The organism is Stenotrophobium rhamnosiphilum (assembly GCF_003052265.1).
In the GTDB taxonomy this organism is placed as follows: domain Bacteria; phylum Pseudomonadota; class Gammaproteobacteria; order Nevskiales; family Nevskiaceae; genus Stenotrophobium; species Stenotrophobium rhamnosiphilum.
Map to the genome: position 1 here is coordinate 14,186 of NZ_QANS01000003.1, position 19,096 is coordinate 33,281.

A 19,096-nucleotide genomic window follows, 5' to 3' on the forward strand; every position below is an offset into this window, starting at 1 on the left:
TTATTTTTTCTTGGTGGCAGCTTTCTTAGCAGCCACTTTCTTCGCCGCTACTTTCTTGGCCGGTGCTTTTTTAGCTGCGGCTTTTTTTGCGGGCGCTTTCTTCACAGCAGCTTTTTTGACTGCTGTTTTCTTCGCTGGCGCTTCGGCTTTGTCAGTTGCAGCCTTTTTCTTGGCTCCGCCTTTCTTCGCCGGTTTCTTTAGATTTTCCGCTTCGGTCAAGAATGCTTCGCACTCGAATACGCTGAGTGTTTCTGGCGTTTTGGTCTTGGGGATACGCGCTTTACGCGTGCCGTCGGTGATGTACGGACCGAACTTGCCTTTGACGATGCGGATCGTCGTGCCTTCGAACAAGCGAATCGTCGCTGCTTCAATTGCTGCAGCTTTGAGTTCAATCAATTCGATTGCGCGCGGCAATTCCACCGTGAACGGATCGTCTTCTTTCTTCAGCGAGACAAAGTTCTTGCCGTAGCGAACGTAAGGGCCAAAGCGACCAATGTTCACTTCGACTTCGTAACCGTCTGGCGTCTGTCCGAGTTTGCGTGGCAGCTTGAACAGTTCCAGCGCCTGCTCCAGCGTAATCGTGTCGATACGCTGAGTCGCACGCAATGAAGCAAAGCGTGGCTTGTCTTCATCTTCCTTGGTGCCGATCTGTACGAACGGACCAAAGCGGCCGATACGCGCCGACACCGGTTTGCCGCTCGTAGGATCAACGCCGATCTGACGCGCCTGCGAAACTTCTTCGCGCTTGAGTTCCATCTTCTCGTCAACGCGCGGCTTGAAGTCTTTCCAGAACGAGGCGAGCAATGGCACCCACTGTTTTTCGCCGCGCGACACAGCATCGAGATCATCTTCGAGATGCGCGGTGAATTCGTAGTCGACGTATTGCGTGAAATGTTCGGTGAGGAATCGATTCACGACCATGCCAACGTCCGTCGGCGAGAAAGCCTTGCCGTCGAGGCGCACGTAGTCGCGGCCCTGTAGCGTGGCGATGATGCTGGCGTAAGTTGAAGGACGACCGATGTCGTACTCTTCCAAGGTCTTCACCAATGAAGCTTCAGTGAAACGCGGTGGCGGTTCAGTGAAGTGTTGATCGGTGATGACTTCGATCAATTTGACGGTGTCGCCTTCAACCAGAATGGGCAGACGCTTTTCATCGTCCTCGTCATCCGGCTCGTCGGTGCTCTGCATGTAAACGGCGATGAAGCCCGGCTCAACCAACACCGAACCACTGGCGCGGAAGGCATGCGGTTCGCCGGCGCGGAGTTCTGCGGTGACGGTGTCATACACAGCCTGCGTCATCTGCGAGGCCATCGTGCGCTTCCAGATCAGTTCATACAGCTTGGCCTGATCCGGCGACATGTATTTAGCAACTTGCTCAGGCGTACGCGCAGCGGACGACGGGCGCACAGCTTCATGCGCTTCTTGTGCGTTCTTTGATTTGGCTTTGAACACGCGCGCTTCAGCAGGCACGGAGGCCTTACCGAACTTGCTACCAATCACTTCACGAATTTCCGTCAGCGCATCCTGCGCAAGATTCACGGAGTCGGTACGCATGTAAGTAATGAGACCGACGGTTTCGCCGCCCAGATCAATACCTTCATACAACTGCTGCGCGGTGCGCATGGTACGGCTGGAAGTGAACCCGAGTTTACGGTTGCCTTCCTGCTGCAGCGTTGAGGTTGTGAACGGCGGCGCGGGATTACGGCGACGCTGTTTCTTTTCAACACTAGCAACACGCAACACACCATTGGCGGCTGCGAGAATTTTTTGCTTGGCGGCTTCAGAACCGCCAGCATCCGTCAGCGAGAACTGTTCGACTTTCTTGCGATCGAGCTCAATCAGCTTCGATGTAAACACCGAGCCTTTCTCGCCGCGCGCTTCAATCGTCCAGTATTCCTGCGGCTTGAACGCGCGAATTTCCAGCTCGCGTTCGCAGATCAGGCGAAGCGCCGGGCTCTGCACGCGACCAGCCGAAAGACCGGTCTGAATCTTGCGCCACAACAGCGGCGACAGATTAAAGCCTACGAGATAGTCCAGCGCGCGACGCGCCTGCTGGGCGTTGACCAAGTCCTGCGCGATATCGCGCGGTTCAGCGATGGCCTTCTGCACTTCGCGCTGCGTGATTTCATAAAACACCACGCGCTTGACCGGCTTGTTCTTGATCGCGTTGCGCTCTTTGAGCAGCTCGAGCAAATGCCAAGCGATGGCTTCCCCCTCTCTATCAGGGTCAGTCGCCAGAAAAAGGTTGTCAGCATTCTTCAGCGCGGCTTGAATCGCCCGCACATGCTTATCGTTCTTCTCGATCGCCTGATACTTCATGGCGAAGGCGTTAGTGGTATCTACGGCGCCGTCTTTAGGGACCAAATCACGCACGTGGCCGTACGAAGCCAGGACTTCGTAGTCTGAACCGAGGTACTTCTTGATCGTCTTGGCTTTCGCCGGCGACTCAACAATGACGAGGTTTTTACTCATCTATATAAGGAATCCAAGTGATTGGGGGCGCGGCGATAGGCCGCGGCACAGGCGGCTTATACGCGGAAGAACCGGCGACTGTCCAGAATTTCATTTTCTGGACGGTGCCGGTTGGGCGCGGTTTTAGTGCAGAAAATCGCCTTGGTAATAGAGCATGTCTTCCAACTGCATGAAGGCTTCTTCGGCCTCCGGCTGGTTGATCAGCACTAGCAAACACACCCATTTCACGCGCTCGAGATCGATCTCTTCCGTGATCGCCAGCAGGCGATCAATGACGAGTTCGCGCGAGTCGGCGGTGAGAATGCCGAGCTGCTCTAAATAAAGGAGAAAGCCGCGGCATTCGGTGGAAATGCGCTCCATCTCGTCATGCGTATACAAACGCATGGCGCCTTCGGGGCCAAACACCAGCGGAAGCTGGCGTTGCTGCGCGAGACCGTCCAACCAAGCAAAGGCGTGACGGACCTCATCTTCAGGAAATCCTGCGGCGACAAGCTCATCGCGCAGTGTGTCCTGATTGCCTGTGTCGGCGAACTCACCAGTCTGGTAGTTCTCTAGCAGGTACATCAGCACATCTAGGACGGTTTCTTTCATGGCAAGCCAACTCCCGTTCTGTGTTGATTTAGTGTATTTGAAAAAATTGTTATTGAAAATACCTCTGAGCGTGCCATTCGCTTATGCGCATGTGCTTTTTTACTAAATATTGCTCGAAAGTAACTTTATTTAACAAAATAGCACATAAATTTGCTGATTTGCGGGCGACAGCCCCACAACTTAGTTACCGCAATCTCTATACCAATTGCGGATGACGAGATGGTTTCAGCGCCTAAAATTCGCCGCGCTTGAAGAGCGAGAAAAAGTTGTACGAGGGATCTGCAAGGCCCGGCTGACCAATGTAAGCGCCGCTTAGAAACGGATGATCCATCTGCACTTTGCTGGGCTCTGCCGGATACGCCCAATCCGCGACGATGGCGCGATGACTGAATTTCCACTGGCCATCGCGCTTTTCGTATTTATCGAAATAACGTCCGCCAATGAGCACATCAAACAAACCGTTTTCGCCCTTCACTTGGTGAAACGCCAAGATATAAACCTCGCCCTCGGCGCGATCTCCATCGAGTTTCAAATTAATCGTGGTGACGTTGTGATGCAGGATCGCCATCGCCTTTTGAATTTCTGGCAGCTTGGCAATGAACTCGCTCGCCAATCCCTTCGCAAAATGGCCGTGATCGTCGATGGCATCCGGGTGATACAGCGCCTGCATCTTTGCGTGATCGTGGCGATCCGCCGCGTTGCAATAAGCGTTGATCAATTCCGTGATCGCTTGCTTGTCGAGTAACTCGCGGAGTTGCTGTTCTAGTTGGCTATCCATGCTCGAAAGTGCTTTCCATGAAGGTGAAACGAATTGCTTGCTAACCGCGCCTTATGCGCTGATACCGCCCGCCTGACGCAGCCACAACCTGTCCATCCATTTCTAAACGCAACAGCGCCGTGCTGAGTGCATCGACTCGCAAGCCGCTCCGCGTGACGATTTCGTCAAAGCTCAAAGGATCGTCGCCAAACGTCTCGAGCAAGGCCGCGTCTTGTGAATCGCTTTCCGCCGCTTTTGCGCGCACTGGCGCGTGGCGCGCGATGTGCGGCGCAATCTCCTCGAGAATATCGTCGACTGTTTCCACCAACTTGGCGCCTTGGCGAATCAGCTTGTGACAACCGCGCACCATCGGATTGTGAATGGAGCCGGGGATCGCAAATACATCGCGCCCTTGTTCGTTGGCAAAACGCGCGGTGATCAGAGAGCCAGACTCGAGCGTTGCTTCAACCACCAGCACGCCCAGCGACAGACCACTGATGATGCGATTGCGCCGTGGAAAATGTCCTGCCTGTCCGCTAACGCCCGGCGAAAATTCTGAGATCAACAAACCTTTTTCAGCGATGCGATGCGCCAGATCGCGATGGCGCGCGGGATAAACACGATCCAAGCCGGTGCCGAACACTGCGGTAGTCAACCCATCGACATCCAAAGCGCCTTGATGCGCGGCGCCGTCGATACCCAAGGCCAAACCGCTGGTGACGATCAAGCCGCGCTTAGCGAGCTCCGCCGCAAACGCGCGCGCATTTTCCAAACCTTGAGGCGACGCAGAACGCGCGCCAACGATGCCGAGCTGCGGCAGTGGGAGTAATTCGGTATCGCCCTGCGTGAACAAGGCCAGCGGCGCGCCCGTGGTCTCGCGCAGTAGCACGGGATAGCGCGGGTCTTCGATGGTGATTAAGTCGCGCCCTGGCGCTTCCAGCCAGCGCAGATCTTTTTCAACCAAATCCCAGTCGGGCTTGGCGAGACCTTCGAATCGATTGGCTTCCAAACCAATGCTGCGCCAACCACGAGGGCCAGCGGCAAAAATACCTTCAGCGGTATGGAAAGCTTCCAACAGCTGCACTGATCGCGCGGGCCCGATACCGGGCGCGCGGATCAATGCCAGCCAATGTTTGCGGGCCTCTGCGTCCATTGGCGCGCGCGAGGGCGCTAGTCGGAGCTGGGCTTGACGGCCTTGTCGAGCACTTTGATTGAGCGCGTCGCATCCATGATCAGCGCAAAACTTACACGTGGGGCAACCTTGAACACCATCATCGTGCCGGCTTTCGCATCCGGCAGTTTGACGCGGCTGTTGCCGAGAGTAGCGTAGGGATCTTTGGCAATACGGTTGGACTGCATCACTGTGAGCACATGGCCCAATTCGATGCCGTCACGACTGCCGCGATTCAACACAACGACCTGGTATTGGCCGATCTGCGTCACGCCGTCATAAACCGAGATGATGGTGCCGTTCACATTGTTTTTAGGCGCATGCGGATAGAAGAAAGCATCGAAGCTTTCAGCATCTACCGGAATCAAATAGTCGCCAACCAGCACTTCGCGCGTGGTCTTGGTCAACAAGGCAATGCCTGGATCTTTGGCAGCGCTTTCGATTTCAGCGTAGCCCACGTCCGTAGCCTGATAGCCCAACAACTCGTCGCTCTGCGGATCTTTATACGGCGGACCCAAGCGCACAACGTTGTAGTCGACCGTCGCGTCATTCACCGGCAGCCTGCGCACATAGAACTTAGACGCAGCGCCGGCCATCAAGTGTTCATCGACAAAGTCGAGCACATAAGGCGCTTTCTTCATCTGCTCTTTAGTGACAATACGAGGCGACGACAAGAAATCGCGGATCGCGTCAATTGGAATTGCGGCAATCGGCTGATCCAGCGTGCTAGCACGCACCTGCGGCGACAAACGATCTTCCATCGTTGGCGTCTGCACGACCAACTGCGGACGACCATTGCGCACCATCAGCGACAGCACGTCACCGGGATAAATTTTGTGCGGATTGCGAACCTGACCATTTACGAACCAGATTTCCGGCCACTCCCAAGCATTGAGCAAGAAGTGATTCGAGATGCTCCACAGCGTGTCGCCCTTCTTGACGACGTACTGCAACGGCACCTGCTCGCGTAGAGCGGGCGTGGTTTTGCCGGCGGGCTGAGCAGCCGCACTCTCCTGAGCATCCGGCGCTGGCGTGATCGCTGCAAACGCAGACGTCGTGCCCAACAGCAAGGAACCCAGCAGCAAAACTTTGACTCGCACTAAACCGTTATAATTGACCATCACTGCGATACCCCCATCGGTTTGTGCCGATTCTTGCACAAAACCTTGTCGCGGCAAACAGTTGGCGCTTAATTCAGCAGTAACTTCGTAAGAAAATGGCTATCCTCGAAATTCTCCACCATCCCGATCCACGCCTGCGTCTCAAGACCAAGCCCGTGACCGTGTTCGATGACGCGCTACAGGCCTTGATCAAAGACCTGTTCGAAACCATGTACGACGCCCCCGGCGTTGGCCTGGCCGCCAATCAGGTCGGCATCGACAAGCGTCTGGCGGTGATGGACTGCGCGGACGACAAAGCTAAGCCTCAGCCCTTTGTGCTGATCAATCCCGAAATCATCGAATCTTCCGCCAAGGAAGAGATGGAAGAAGGCTGCCTGTCGGTTCCCGGCATTTTTGACAAGGTTCAGCGCTTTGCGCGCCTCAAAGTGCGCGCACTGGATCGCGACGGCAAGCCATTCGAACTGGAAGCTGAAGGCCTGATGGCGCAAGCGATTCAGCATGAGATCGACCATCTCGACGGCAAGCTCTACATCGATTACCTGTCCTCGCTCAAACGCGAGCGCATCAAGAAAAAGTTGCAGAAACAGGCGTCGAGATGAGAATTGCATTTGCCGGCACGCCGGAATTTTCGGTCGCCGCGCTTGATGCCCTCCACGCCGCGGGTCACACCATTGTTGGTGTGTTCACGCAGCCGGATCGCCCCGCGGGTCGCGGACAAAAGCTGACTTCATCGCCGGTGGCACAGCGCGCTGAAGTGCTGAATATCCCGACTTTCAAGCCGCTCAAGATGAATGCCGAAGCGCAGGATGATCTGCGCATGCTGCACGCAGAACTGATGGTGGTAGTGGCTTACGGTTTGATTTTGCCCGCCGCTGCACTGGGCATTCCGCGCCACGGCTGCTTCAACATTCACGCGTCCTTGCTGCCACGCTGGCGCGGTGCTGCGCCGATTCAACGCGCAATTCTTGCGGGCGATAGCGAAACCGGCATCACCATCATGCGCATGGATCCAGGCCTTGATACCGGCCCGATGCTGCTCAAAGAATCTCTGCACATCACTGGCGACACCAACGCTGCAAGCTTGCACGATGCACTGGCAACGATGGGCGCCAAATTGATTGTTGAAGCCGTCGACAAACTCTCACGCGACGAACTGCGCGAAGAAGTTCAGCCTGCGGATGGCGCAACTTACGCCAAGAAAATCAGCAAAGACGAAGCACGTCTCGAATGGTCCTTGTCGGCAGAAGAACTTGCGCGCCGCGTGCGCGGCTATAACCCAATGCCGGTTGCATGGACCGAACTCGCAGGCGAGCGCATACGCATTTATGAAGCGCGCATGGAACCAGGCAATGCTGACGCGGCGCCGGGGACCATCATCGCAGCAGAAAACGATGGCATTCGCGTGGCTTGCGGCGCAGGTATGCTCGACATTCTCAAACTCCAACGCCCCGGCGGAAAACCGCTGAGCGCTGCTGAAGCCATTCGCGGCCGACCATTGCTCGGCGAGATGTTCAACTAGGTCGCCGCCATGTCAGAAGAAACCACTCCTCCGAGCCGCCCTGCAAGTCCTTGGGGCAAAAAGTCAGCCGCTGAGTCAACGCCTGCGGCACCTGCCTCTAGCTCCGCCAAAGCTCGCGTTGAAGCTGCTCGCGTGATTGCGCACGTGATGGCCGGCACCAATTTGGATAACGCATTGGCGCGTGTCGATGTTGAAGAAATTACGCCGCAACAGATGCCAATGCTGCGCGCACTCTGCAACGGCGTGCTGCGCGACTGGTCGCTGCTCAACGGCCTGCTGACACGCATGATGGAAAAGCCGCTGAACAAAGAGCCAGAATTGCAGGCGCTGATTCTTGGCGGATTGTTCCAACTGCGTTCGATGCGCGTCGCACAACATGCAGCTGTCAACGAAACCGTTGATGCCGTTACGCTGCTTGGCAAAGACAAATTGCGTGGCCTGGTCAATGCACTACTGCGCCGCTACCAGCGCGAACGCGAAACGTTGGAAGCCGATTTGCCAACGCATCCAGCCAAGCAATATTCGTATCCGAGCTGGCTCGCAGATCAAATTCAAGGTGACTGGCCTAACTGGCCAACCATTCTGGCCGCAGGCAATGAACAGGGTCCGCTGACGCTGCGCGTGAATCGCCGTCGCATGACGCGCGATGAATATCTGAAGGTGCTGGAAGACGCAGGCATCGCCGCGACAGCAACGCCGTTTGCAGAAGATGCAGTGACGTTAGCCACCGCAATCCCAGTCGAAAAAATTCCGTTGTTCTCCAACGGAACGGTGTCAGTACAAGACGCCGCCGCGCAGCTTGCTGCTGATCTACTGCAAGTAAAACCCGGCATGCGCGTGCTCGATGCTTGCGCGGCTCCCGGCGGCAAGACTGCGCATTTGCTTGAGCATTACGACCATCTTGATCTGTTAGCGATGGATCACGACCCGATGCGCTTGAAGCGCGTGTACGACAACCTGCGCCGCCTTGAGCTTGATGCGCCGCTGGTTCGTGGTGATGCAACCGATACGCGCGAATGGTGGGATCACAATAGTTTTGATCGCATTCTGCTCGACGCGCCTTGCTCTGGCAGTGGCGTGATTCGTCGTCATCCTGATATCAAATGGCTGCGCCGCCACACGGATATTCCGCAGCTCGCAGAAACGCAGTTGCTGATGCTGAACTCGCTGTGGCCTCTGCTCGCACCGGGCGGCGTGTTGCTCTACGCAACCTGTTCCATTTTGAGAATGGAAGGCGAGAGCGTGATTAAGAACTTCCTCAAGAATCAACCGGGCGCTAAACATTCGCCGATTGAAGCGGAGTGGGGCGAAGGTCGCACGGTTGGCAGACGCATCGCACCGGGCGGCTCGTTTGATGGCTTCTACTACGCTCGTTTGATCAAACCGAAATAAGCCTGCGCAGTCGGTGTTTTTTGCGCAGGCTTCCTTGCCGCCAGTTAGCGATACTTTTCAGCCTCGCGCACTGCATTCGGATAAGGAATGCCGCTGCGCCAACCGCCATCGTCGTAATACGGCGGATCGAAGCCCGCGTTGACCGCACGCTCGGCTTGACCGTACTGACTCTGGATAAAAGATTTTTCACGTTCCAAATAACGCGCGTTCTGATCCATCTGTTTGTACAGATCAAGGTCTTTCAACCCGTCTTGCGCGCGACGCGCTGAATCAATCAGCCCTTGCACTTCTTGGATATCGTTCTTGACCGCACGCAGAGCGGTTCCACGCCGATAAATAACCGCGAACTGCGCGCCGTTTTCTCCGCCACACACTTGATGATATCCGCTGCCATTGATGCCTAACTGCAGCGCGTTTTCTAGTGTGCAGTACTGGCGCAAACCTTCTTCACGACCGACTCGATAGGCGTCCGCATCAGGCGCAATGTTGTATCGACGGCAGGCATCCATATGACTGCCGAGGCGCGCTGACTCATACCCCTGAGCGCCTTCGGCACGACCCAGTTCACGCCAATCAATCGCACGACATTCGCTCTCGCTGAGCGTTGCGCAGCTGGATAACAGCAGCACCAACAACAAGGGTAAAGCTCGCTTCATGTGCTTCATAAAACCCCGACGATCCCGGTCTTTAAATTCGCTTGCGGCTGTCGAGCCGCGCGCGTGGAGAATAACCGGAGATTGGGGTTATTGAATATTGTGGGCTTGATGATTCGCCATAAGAAAAGCCCCAATCGCCAGTGCATCTAGCGATTGGGGCTCGTATGCAGCCTTACTTAATAGCGTCTAACTCAAGGAACAGTTGCGAAGAGATAGTTGCCATCCTGATCGTAAATGCGCGCTTGCACAACATCACCGTTAGCATTGCCAAGATTCGACAAGTCCGCCGTACAGCTGATGCCCACACCGATCTGACATGTCGCATTGCGCGTGGCTTTCACCACACCCGCGCGCAGCACAACGATATCGCCACGTGCCGCCAACTGACCGACGCTGGCCCACGGACGGAAGCTACAGGTGTCGCAAATCGCTGCATCACCGGTCACCCCAACATACGGGAACGCTGAGCCGCTGTAGCTCTTGGGATAACTGACACTGCGACTCGATGCACTGAAGCTTGCCGTATTGCTATTACGCGTCGCAGTGACGCCGCTGGCGCTAGCCCAAGGTTTTACGCGGAACGCATTTGAGACCAAGCCATACGCTGACGGTGCGCGATTCTTGCGAACCATGCCGTTGACGCGGAAGCGGTACTGACCTTCTGGCGTACTACCGAGACGCGCAGGGAAGGCGCTGTAGGCTTCGAAGTTCGCCGTCCATTTCCATTCCTGCGTGCCGGTGTACGCCGCGATCACGCCGGGAATTCCTTGTGGCCATGCAACGCGGGTCTGCACTTCGCCGCTCATATCCGCAAATTGGGTCCATTCACTATTTTGCGTACAAGGCTGCGGATACAGCGTACAGCGTTCGACCGTTACCAGCGGATTGTCCTGCGCCGTTGTACCGCCACGCCAGCTGAATGTTGCTGCAGCAAAACGTGTGACGTCTTGTGGTTGCGCCAATGCCGCGACAGGGCCCATATCGTCTGCCAGCACAGCATGGAAGCCATCGTACGCAGCCGATGTTGCTTGGCCCAGCACAACGGCCAACGCTTGCTGTCGCAGCTCATCCACTTGCGCGACTGCGTTATGCGCTTCAGGCACATAGTCGGCCCCGCCTTTGAGTTGTGCAGCCATACGCACCAGGCGCGTCGCCATGTAATCAGCCGTATGCGGGCCGTAACTGGTGAGCGCTTTGCGATAACTGTCGCGATTCATGTATTCGCGATAGCTCAAGGTGTAGCCGTTGTAATCACCGGCATGACCGACCGCCACTGGCAATTTATAGCCATCAAGAATTCCAAGATCCTGGATTTCTTCCTTGGTGAAATTACCCCAGATCTTGTTGATGTCGGCAGACTCCGCATTTGCCAACGCAACGTTCTGAGCAGAATCCCAACCACGCGCGTCGTTATGCACCTGTGCGCGCATGCGTGCGATCAAGCTCACATTGTTCTTACCCGCGGCGGTGCCGGGGATCAAGGTCGCGTTGAGTGGATCGGTCGGATCAAAATATTTCTTCTGCGTTTCGCAAGCGGCAACGTACTTCGGATCACCCGAGTACTGCGGCATCAAGCAAGCCCAGTCGAAGCCGTCGTAGATGTTGTTGCGCTGCGCATCGAGTCGCGATTTGATGTTGAGTACTAAATCGTTCTGCGCTTCGCAGGCACATGAGGCCAACAGAATTTCGCCGAGACGGAAGGCTTGCAACTTCAAGCGCAGATTTTCTTCCACTGCACTAAAGGCCGGCACATCGTAATGCTCTGGCACTGGCACACCTTCGGCTCTTAGCAGCGCGTAGATCATGCCGCCTTGCGTGACGTTGGTGATTTCCTGCCAACCATCAAACAGCGGACCACTGATCGCGCCGCCATCTAGATCTATCGCCGTGTCGCGACGTGCGCAATCCGGCAAGCCTGCTGCAGGAATACCGAGATCGCCTTCAAGCGTCGTCTGCGTGCGGCAGTTGGAGATGCTGGGATATGGATGTGACAACGGGCCCGGCACCCAAGCATTGGCATAGTCGACCGGGAAATTGCGCGTCAGCGGAATCACCACATCGGCATCACCATTGCCAATCTTGTTCCAAGCCTTGACCACATCATCCGCGAGGAAGCGTGCATTGCGTTCGGTTTGCGCATAGCCCTTGTGCTCCCAATCACGCAATGCGCCCTGACCGAATGGACAATGGCTGGCATCCGTGCGCGTGCCGCAAACGGTACCGTCATCGGCATTGCGCTGATCGGTATTGCCACTGCTTTCTGAACTACCAACATCGCCTTGGCTAAACACCAAAGGCGCGCCCGTTTCGCGTTCAACCCAACGCTCCAACGGACCGAGGTAATCGGCGCTGTGCAAGTTGTAGCCGTCGAGACTTTCGGGGTGTTCACCCCAATTCATCCACGTGGCGATGGGTTTGCTGAAGTTGCCGTTGGCATCAACTGAGTCAAAGCGCACAACCGTCAAACCATGATCGTTGTATTCCAGCGGATATCCGGCAGGCGTGCCGTCATCAGCATTCGCAGTGCGCACGATATTGCCTTTGTAGATACGGTGTTTGATTACCGTTGCACCCATGCGAGCCGGTTTCATATTCCCTGCGGCAATTTCGATAGCTGCTGCTAAACGACGCGCCTGATTTTCGAAGAAGCGCGGATCAAACGCATCCTGGAACACGGTGAGGCCAACGGCAGGAGAAGACGAATACGCAGCGCTATGGTTGTGCGAGACGTGATACAGAATCTGCTCATAGCCGATGCCCGATTGGCCCTGATCCAGAATCTGTCCCACGCGTCGAATCAGGAAATCCTGCGCGACATAGTTATCGCTCTTGAGCAACGCAATCTTCTTGCCGTTGCTGCCTTCGATAACAATCGCTCGCGCGGTGAGACGCGACTGCACGCCGTAGCTGGTCTTCTTCAGCTTGTGCGTTAGATATGGATCAATGTCGCCACCAGCAAGGCCATCAAGAATGTCGGTGTACTCGCAGTACTGACCTGCGCAGTAACCCACATCAGGCGTCATATCGACAACGCCAACACCGACGCGCACCTTGGAGCCTGATGGCGTACCGAATACAACTTGCGTCAGGTCATTGACCAAGCCACCGATAATGCCAACGAGTGAACCATCGCCTGCCAGCACATGACTCACCGTGCCGCTGACCGTACCCGCGCCACCGGTGTAGAGCAGGCGGTTCAAGCCATCCACAACATAAGCCAGCGCGCGATTACCAACGCCGAGAATTTCATCAACACTTAGCAATGCCAATGCACCCAGCAAGTTTTGGATTTGCGCGCCGACACCCGAGAGGTAGTTGAGTACGCCGCCTTGCGTTGCACCTGCGCCCAGCGCTGGAATACCCGGACGCGGAACCACCACTGGCAACAAAGGGATACGCACGTTATTCGCGTAAGGCTCGGCGACATTGGCTGGCGTTGAAGTTGGCACCATGAACTGCCACTGCTGACCATCGACTTCAGTGATTGGCTTGCCGAGCAAGAAGGCATTGTCAGTATCGTGCGTGATCAAATAGTGAATGCCATGTTCGCCGTACGCACCTTGACGATCTGCACAGGTCAATTGCGCGTAAGGCTTGTTGGCAATCGCGGCGTAGCCGGCACGTACCTTTGCATCAGTCGTGGAATCACCTGGATACGGACGCTGCACGGGATCATCCCCGGTGCCGTCATCAAGACAAGCGTCGTCGCGGTAGTACGGAACCACAATCGGATTTACGACCGAAGTACCGCCCTTCATCTCAAAGGTATAAACCAGCGAACCGTTACGACCTTTGCCTGAAACCTGCTCCCAACTATCAAAGGCCAAAGGCAGATTGAAAGTCGGATCCGGGAAATCAAAGAACGCCGGTTGTCCGAACAGATTATCGATCTGGCCGACGTCATCGTTCACGCCATCAATCGGCACGCCCTGAGGGCGCAGCATCGTGTAGTAGCGGCCACCCTTGATGCCCTGCTGCGCTTCAGCAGTCGTCGGAATCATTGCACTGCGGTTGTAATCCCACGCCGTGTACAAACCATCTGGCGGAATCGGATGCACGCGCACGTGATAGCGATACGTCACGTTGCCGCGATAGAAGGTTTCCGTCTTGGTAACGTTGGTGCCAGAGTCCGCGCCCCAAACTTCTCGCATGCAGCGCACAGGGCCGCAGCGCTCACCGAGCAGCGTGGAGTTGGCTTCCCAATTCACCTGCTCGTCTTCGAAGCCGACGAGAGAAATGATCGAGTCTGGCGATTGCTGGAAGGCACGTCCTTTCCAACGATCAATCAAGTCAGAACCGTAGAGGCCCGGATGATCCGGATCGGCAACACTAATTTCACGCACCATCCAACGGCCTGTTGCGCGCCACACGTATTGATCGGTGGTAACGGTGACGCCATCACGCGCAAAGCGATCGGTTGAATCACAGAGGCGATTAGCACCAGTACCCGTGCACGCAGCCGGATTGCCGAAGTAACCATTTCCCGGCGCAACCTTGCCGTGATGATTCGGTCCGTAATTGGTATTGCTGGTGCCGAGTTTCTGTGGATCTTCATCGCGGAAGAAATTGCGATCGATCCATTGATCCGCATTGTCATCACGCGTGTAACTGACGTAATGACTCTGGCCATGCCACTGGTTGGCGGTGCCGGACTTCTTAACGCCGATGTAAACAAACTTGGTGCTGGTTGGATCTTTGCTCAGCGGATCCAGCAGCGCGACTTCTTGCAGTCCGAAAGTCGTATCAAGATTCGGATCGCTAGGCAGTGACAAGGTCAGCGCATGCGCGCCAGCGTCGCTGTACATGAATGCAATTTCGTCATCATCGTCAAAGCCGCTGACCGGATCCTGCATCGTCGATGCAAAATGCGCGACAGGGTCGGATGAATCCGCATTACTCCAACGCTCCACATCCCACTGATAGGTCAGCTCTTCATCAGTGCCGGAATAAACCGAGAAGCTGGAGCCTGCATTTGCGAGAAAGAACGGGAACTTCTGATCGACCTGCACCGGAATTTCGACAAACGCGTTGCCCTTCCACGCATACGCAGCAATGCGTTCAACTGGGATGCCCATTGGCGCTTTGGAATCATCTGCCGATGGATACAAGATGATGCCGTTGTGTGCATCGCGTACTTCGCCCAGATGCAGCGGATCACGCAGTGGATCGAGCACGGACAACTGACCCGCCTCATCACTTTGACCCGTGATGTTTGCACCCGATGGATACGGATACGGCACGCCTTGCGCAGAACGCACCGACAAGCCCAGCACTTGCGAGCCGGTCAAGATCACTGGCGCGGCTTCGCGCTTGGCGGAAACCGCATTCGCCAACACGATTTGCGGGTCACGGCCTAAGCCCAATACGCCGGGGAAACCTGCTGCCGTCAATGTCGACGCGTTGTGATTGAGATTACCCAAGGCCGTTTGCAATGCAGTGCCCGTGCCTTCTGCATCGCCCGACAACATTGCGGCGATCATGCCATTGAGATCCGCCATGAACTGGCTCAATGCACCAAGCGCACCTTCGCCATAAGGGGAAGTGCCGCCCGGGGGCGTGGTGCCCGGCGCAACGCCTAAGGAGTTGCAGACGGCAACCGGCAACTTTGCATCCATACAAGGCTGATACAGCGGCGTCTTTGGATCGAGCAGATCGCAGAACGCTTCAGCTTGTTCACGCGCATCACCCGGCACATTCGAAGCCAGATTGCTGCGGCAAGTTTCTGCATACGAGCGTTGGATGTAATCCAGCTGCAGCATCTGACGCCACACCAAGCAAGCATTGCTTGCCGGGTTGCTGGAACAAGCGGCCAGTGATGGCGGGATGTTGCGCGGATCGGTTGTCGAAATTCCAAACAACGGGTTGTACGCCGTGAGGCGTAACAAGGGCGCAGTTAAAGGCCCGAGCGATACAAACTCTTCGTAGCCCGTGAACGGCAACACAAAACCTGCGCTGCCAGAAGCATCGAGATAGCTGAACTCATCTTCCGGAATGATGTAACCGAAGGAGTTATGCGTGAGTCCGAACAACATCATGTTCTTGTTTTGCGTCAACGCACGGATGTATTGACCGTAGCTGTTCGTGGTTTCGCCGGGAACCGTGACGATTTCCAAACCACTACCCGAGCCACCAATCGTGATGCGCGAAACCAGCGTTGTTGCCGTCGTTGCGACTTGCGGCAGATTGGGTTGCTGCGCAGCGAGCTCTACGCCAACCACCGGCACTTGCGCCAAAGGCACCAAACTAAAGTCGTAATAACGACTGATCTGCCCCGATGCACCAAGCGCGAGGAACAATGGATTGGTGACTGGCAACGTCGCCGTCTTCTGCGCAATTTCAATTGTCGGATTCAGTTCGGTCTGACGAACTGTGTTGCGCTTGAGCTTGGAGAAGCTGCACACCGAAAGCTGCGGATTCAACAAGGCCAGCGCACTCTGCGCGAGACACTGCCCGCGTGAACGCACGCGTTCGTAATCGTTCGCACCAACGGTATCGCCGCCCGGTGACGCATCAGCGATTGGACCGTTGTAGTAGAGCGTGGTCGCGCCGCCGCTGGCCGCTTCCATCGCATCTTCAAGACCGAGCACGTAATCGGCATGCACGATGCGTCCGTTACTGCCGTTGGAATCTTCGCCAATGGTTGTTGGATGCGCGGCGTATTGCACGATGGTGCCGAGCACATTGTCGTTGTTGTCTTTAGCTTGTAGCACCGACAAGTTCGGATCGGTCTTAGCATTGAGGTCAACACGCGGACGACGATAGTTGGCGAATGCTGCGTCTTCGCCCGTTGCGTAAGTCAGCTTGGCTGGCAGTGCTGCATCCTTCGCCGACTTGGCCGCTTGCGCTGCCATCTTGTACAGCGTGTTGCGAACCCACTCATCAGGCACACCGCCCCACAGACCCTGCAAATCTGCAGACGCATGGGAATGCGTTTGGCCGATCAGAATCAGATCCGCCGGAATGCCGGTCACAGCTGTGATCGCCGCCTTCATGCCGTCTTGAATCAAGTTGCCTGCACCCACCGCATCGATAGTGACAAACATCAACTGCTTATTCGCACCACCGCTTACAGGCTGCGACAGATAGAACGCACGCACCCAAGTTTGGTCGCGCAGTTCAACGCTGCAATTTTCTGAGGTGTAATCACGGCAGTAATAGCCATGACGCGCCTGCTCACCCGAGATGCAGGTGTCTGTGCCGGGGAAGCAAGTGCGATCACTGAACACACCGCCCGTCACTGTTTGCAGCAGCTTGGAAAATTCAAAAGGTCCAAACCCATAACCGCCCAGATGGAACTGTTGCAATACTGAGGCGCCGGGTAAACGTTGTTCTTGCACACCATCAAGGAAAGATTTTGATGGCGCGATGCTGCGCTTGGCTGCACCTGCACACAGTTTTCCTAGCGCACACAAGGTCGCTGGGTTGTCATCGACAATCGTGCCGATCGCACGCGAGCGCGAAAGCGTCGCGTTGACTGGCGCAGACAATTGCACTGCGAATTTTTTATCCGGTGCCTTTATCGAATGCCGAATGATGGTGATTGGAATGGTCTTGCTGGTTTCACCCGGATTGAAATTCAAGATGCCGCTTGCTGCGGTGTAATCAGCACCAGCAAGCGCGCTGCCATCTTCCGTGGCGTAACTGACGGTGATGATTTGGCTGCTAGCCGCAGGCAAGGTCACGGTGAAATTGATCACGCCTGCAGATTGCGGCGCTGAAGCATCTGCAATCGTCATCGGCGGTTCTAGCGCTGCTGGCTGCACCGTCACGTCAACAGTGTCGCTGGCACTCACGCCTTGGTTGTCTGTAACGGTGAGACCGAATTGCAGCGTGGTATTGCTGGTCACTGTCGGTGCAACGAATTGCGCAGTCGCTGTTGTTGCGTTAGAGATTTGTACTTGCGGCGTGCCGATTTGATCCCACCGATAAGTCAGCGGTTGACCTTCAGGATCAGTGCCAGTCCCTGGCAGCGATACCATCGCACCTGAATTAACGATCTGGTCCTGCCCTGCATTCGCAGTCGGCGGCAGATTGCTAGGCTGATCCGGCCGCTTGTTTACTGTGACCGTGACATCGCTGCTGCTCATCGCGCCGTTGTTATCGGTCGCAGTCAAACGGAATGTATAAATCGTAGCTTGCGTAACCGTCGGCGCGATGAATTGCAGCGTGAGTGTTGTTGCGCCGACCAAGGTCACCGGAGCGTTGTGATCAATCTGCGTCCACGCGACTGATGCAACGGTGCCGTCGGTATCGCTGGCACTGCCAGCCAGACTGACGGCATCACCACTGGTCACGGTTCTTGCTGACCCTGCAGAAACAATCGGTCCGATATTTCCTGAACTTCGGTTTACATTGATGGTGACGCGCGAAGGCTGCGAGCGGCCGGCATCGTTATCCGTCACTACCAAGGCAAAAACCAAAGCCTGTGCTTGCGCAGCTGATGGAGAGGTGAAAGTAGGTGCAGCGCTGTTGTCATTCGACAACGTGACCGGCGCGCCACTGAGCTGCGTCCATTCATAAGCAACGATGCTGCCATCGGGATCAGCGCCTGAACCCGACAATGAAACCAATGCAGCCGCATTGACTGTTTGCTCATCGCCTGCAGCTGCAGCAGGCAAACGATTGGGCGCGCCGTTGGCAATAATTTGGTTGGCGGTCGCTTGCAGTTCTTGTTGCGCCGATGCGAGCGTGATGAGGCCGCGCCCTGTTGCCAGCATTACAAACCGTTGCGCGGGGCTGTTGGGCGCATCGAACACATTGAACGCCACATCAAAACGGATGGCATTCACGTTGCTGCAATTGCTTGCCAATGTGCTTGTGGCCGCTGTGATCTCAATGCCATTGCGCCAATCGCCGTCGGCATCCAACGCGCCCAACAAGCGCGCCATGTTGGTCAGGGCTACCGGGTTTTGTATAACCGGCGTGTGGATTGATGCGCCAGTCACCAAATCAAACGGCGTGATCACCGGCTTGCCGATGGAGCTGCCCAGCTCAAGGCATCCGACTTTGAAAGCCAGCGTTTCACGTTCCAGATAAGTGAAGCCACCATCAACGGCAGTCGAGCCGCTATGAGCCGGCGACGTGTAGGTCAGACCAAAGACCGGCGAGTCGACGAAAACGCCGCTCATGGTTCTTGCAGGCGGGCTGCTGGGGATTCCTTTACTGCCGTCGCAAGCGGCTAATAAAAGTGAAATGCACAGCGCTGCCCCACGGATGGTGACGTTCACGGTTTCTCTCCTTGGTCGTCGGGCTGATGCCCGCTCTTCACACAACGGCCGGTGATCCGGCTCATGAGATCAGTGTGTAGGAAATTTCTTACTTAACGACATAGTAAAACCAGCCCTGCGTCCGAGACTTAGCTGCATTGGCCTTTTTACTCAGTGCTTACAATAAGAGTTTTTATTTAGTAAATAAATT

Annotated in this window: 10 protein-coding genes; 3 read left to right on the top strand and 7 right to left on the bottom strand. The window is 55.9% G+C overall.

Features of this window, described 5'->3' with window-relative positions; translation table 11 throughout:
• From CJD38_RS07655 to CJD38_RS07675, 5 genes are all read right to left on the bottom strand, one after another.
• Complete coding sequence (locus CJD38_RS07655) at positions 1 to 2,472, bottom strand: DNA topoisomerase I (protein ID WP_107939756.1); 2,472 nt, start codon at positions 2,470 to 2,472, stop codon at positions 1 to 3.
• 123 nt (positions 2,473 to 2,595) lie between these two features.
• Positions 2,596 to 3,063 carry a Smg family protein gene (locus CJD38_RS07660; RefSeq protein WP_107939757.1) on the bottom strand — a complete coding sequence of 156 codons (468 nt, stop codon included), beginning with the start codon at positions 3,061 to 3,063 and terminating at the stop codon, positions 2,596 to 2,598.
• Positions 3,064 to 3,295: 232 nt separating this feature from the next.
• On the bottom strand, positions 3,296 to 3,841 hold the full coding sequence (locus CJD38_RS07665; RefSeq protein WP_107939758.1) for a nuclear transport factor 2 family protein: 546 nt from the start codon (positions 3,839 to 3,841) through the stop codon (positions 3,296 to 3,298).
• 40 nt (positions 3,842 to 3,881) lie between these two features.
• Complete coding sequence (dprA, locus tag CJD38_RS07670) at positions 3,882 to 4,973, bottom strand: DNA-processing protein DprA (RefSeq protein ID WP_107939759.1); 1,092 nt, start codon at positions 4,971 to 4,973, stop codon at positions 3,882 to 3,884.
• 17 nt (positions 4,974 to 4,990) lie between these two features.
• A complete protein-coding gene (locus CJD38_RS07675) occupies positions 4,991 to 6,112 on the bottom strand; it encodes a LysM peptidoglycan-binding domain-containing protein (protein ID WP_240783593.1) in 1,122 nt (373 codons plus the stop codon).
• A gap of 95 nt (positions 6,113 to 6,207) precedes the next feature.
• Between CJD38_RS07675 and def the strand changes: the two genes are divergently transcribed.
• Genes def through rsmB form a run of 3 tightly spaced genes read left to right on the top strand, consistent with a single transcriptional unit; the run spans position 6,208 to position 9,023 of the window.
• Complete coding sequence (gene def / locus CJD38_RS07680; protein ID WP_107939761.1) at positions 6,208 to 6,711, top strand: peptide deformylase; 504 nt, start codon at positions 6,208 to 6,210, stop codon at positions 6,709 to 6,711.
• Positions 6,708 to 7,631 carry a methionyl-tRNA formyltransferase gene (gene fmt / locus CJD38_RS07685; protein ID WP_107939762.1) on the top strand — a complete coding sequence of 308 codons (924 nt, stop codon included), beginning with the start codon at positions 6,708 to 6,710 and terminating at the stop codon, positions 7,629 to 7,631. The genes def and fmt overlap by 4 nt, the downstream gene beginning before the upstream one ends.
• A gap of 9 nt (positions 7,632 to 7,640) precedes the next feature.
• A complete protein-coding gene (gene rsmB / locus CJD38_RS07690) occupies positions 7,641 to 9,023 on the top strand; it encodes a 16S rRNA (cytosine(967)-C(5))-methyltransferase RsmB (RefSeq protein ID WP_107939763.1) in 1,383 nt (460 codons plus the stop codon).
• Positions 9,024 to 9,067: 44 nt separating this feature from the next.
• Here the strand turns inward: rsmB and CJD38_RS07695 are convergent, their stop codons facing one another.
• Positions 9,068 to 9,679 (bottom strand): DUF2799 domain-containing protein, encoded by a 612-nt coding sequence (locus tag CJD38_RS07695; RefSeq protein WP_161554184.1) that lies wholly within the window; start codon positions 9,677 to 9,679, stop codon positions 9,068 to 9,070.
• Positions 9,680 to 9,870: 191 nt separating this feature from the next.
• Positions 9,871 to 18,906 carry a PKD domain-containing protein gene (locus CJD38_RS07700; protein WP_146165949.1) on the bottom strand — a complete coding sequence of 3,012 codons (9,036 nt, stop codon included), beginning with the start codon at positions 18,904 to 18,906 and terminating at the stop codon, positions 9,871 to 9,873.
• Positions 18,907 to 19,096 lie beyond the last annotated feature (190 nt).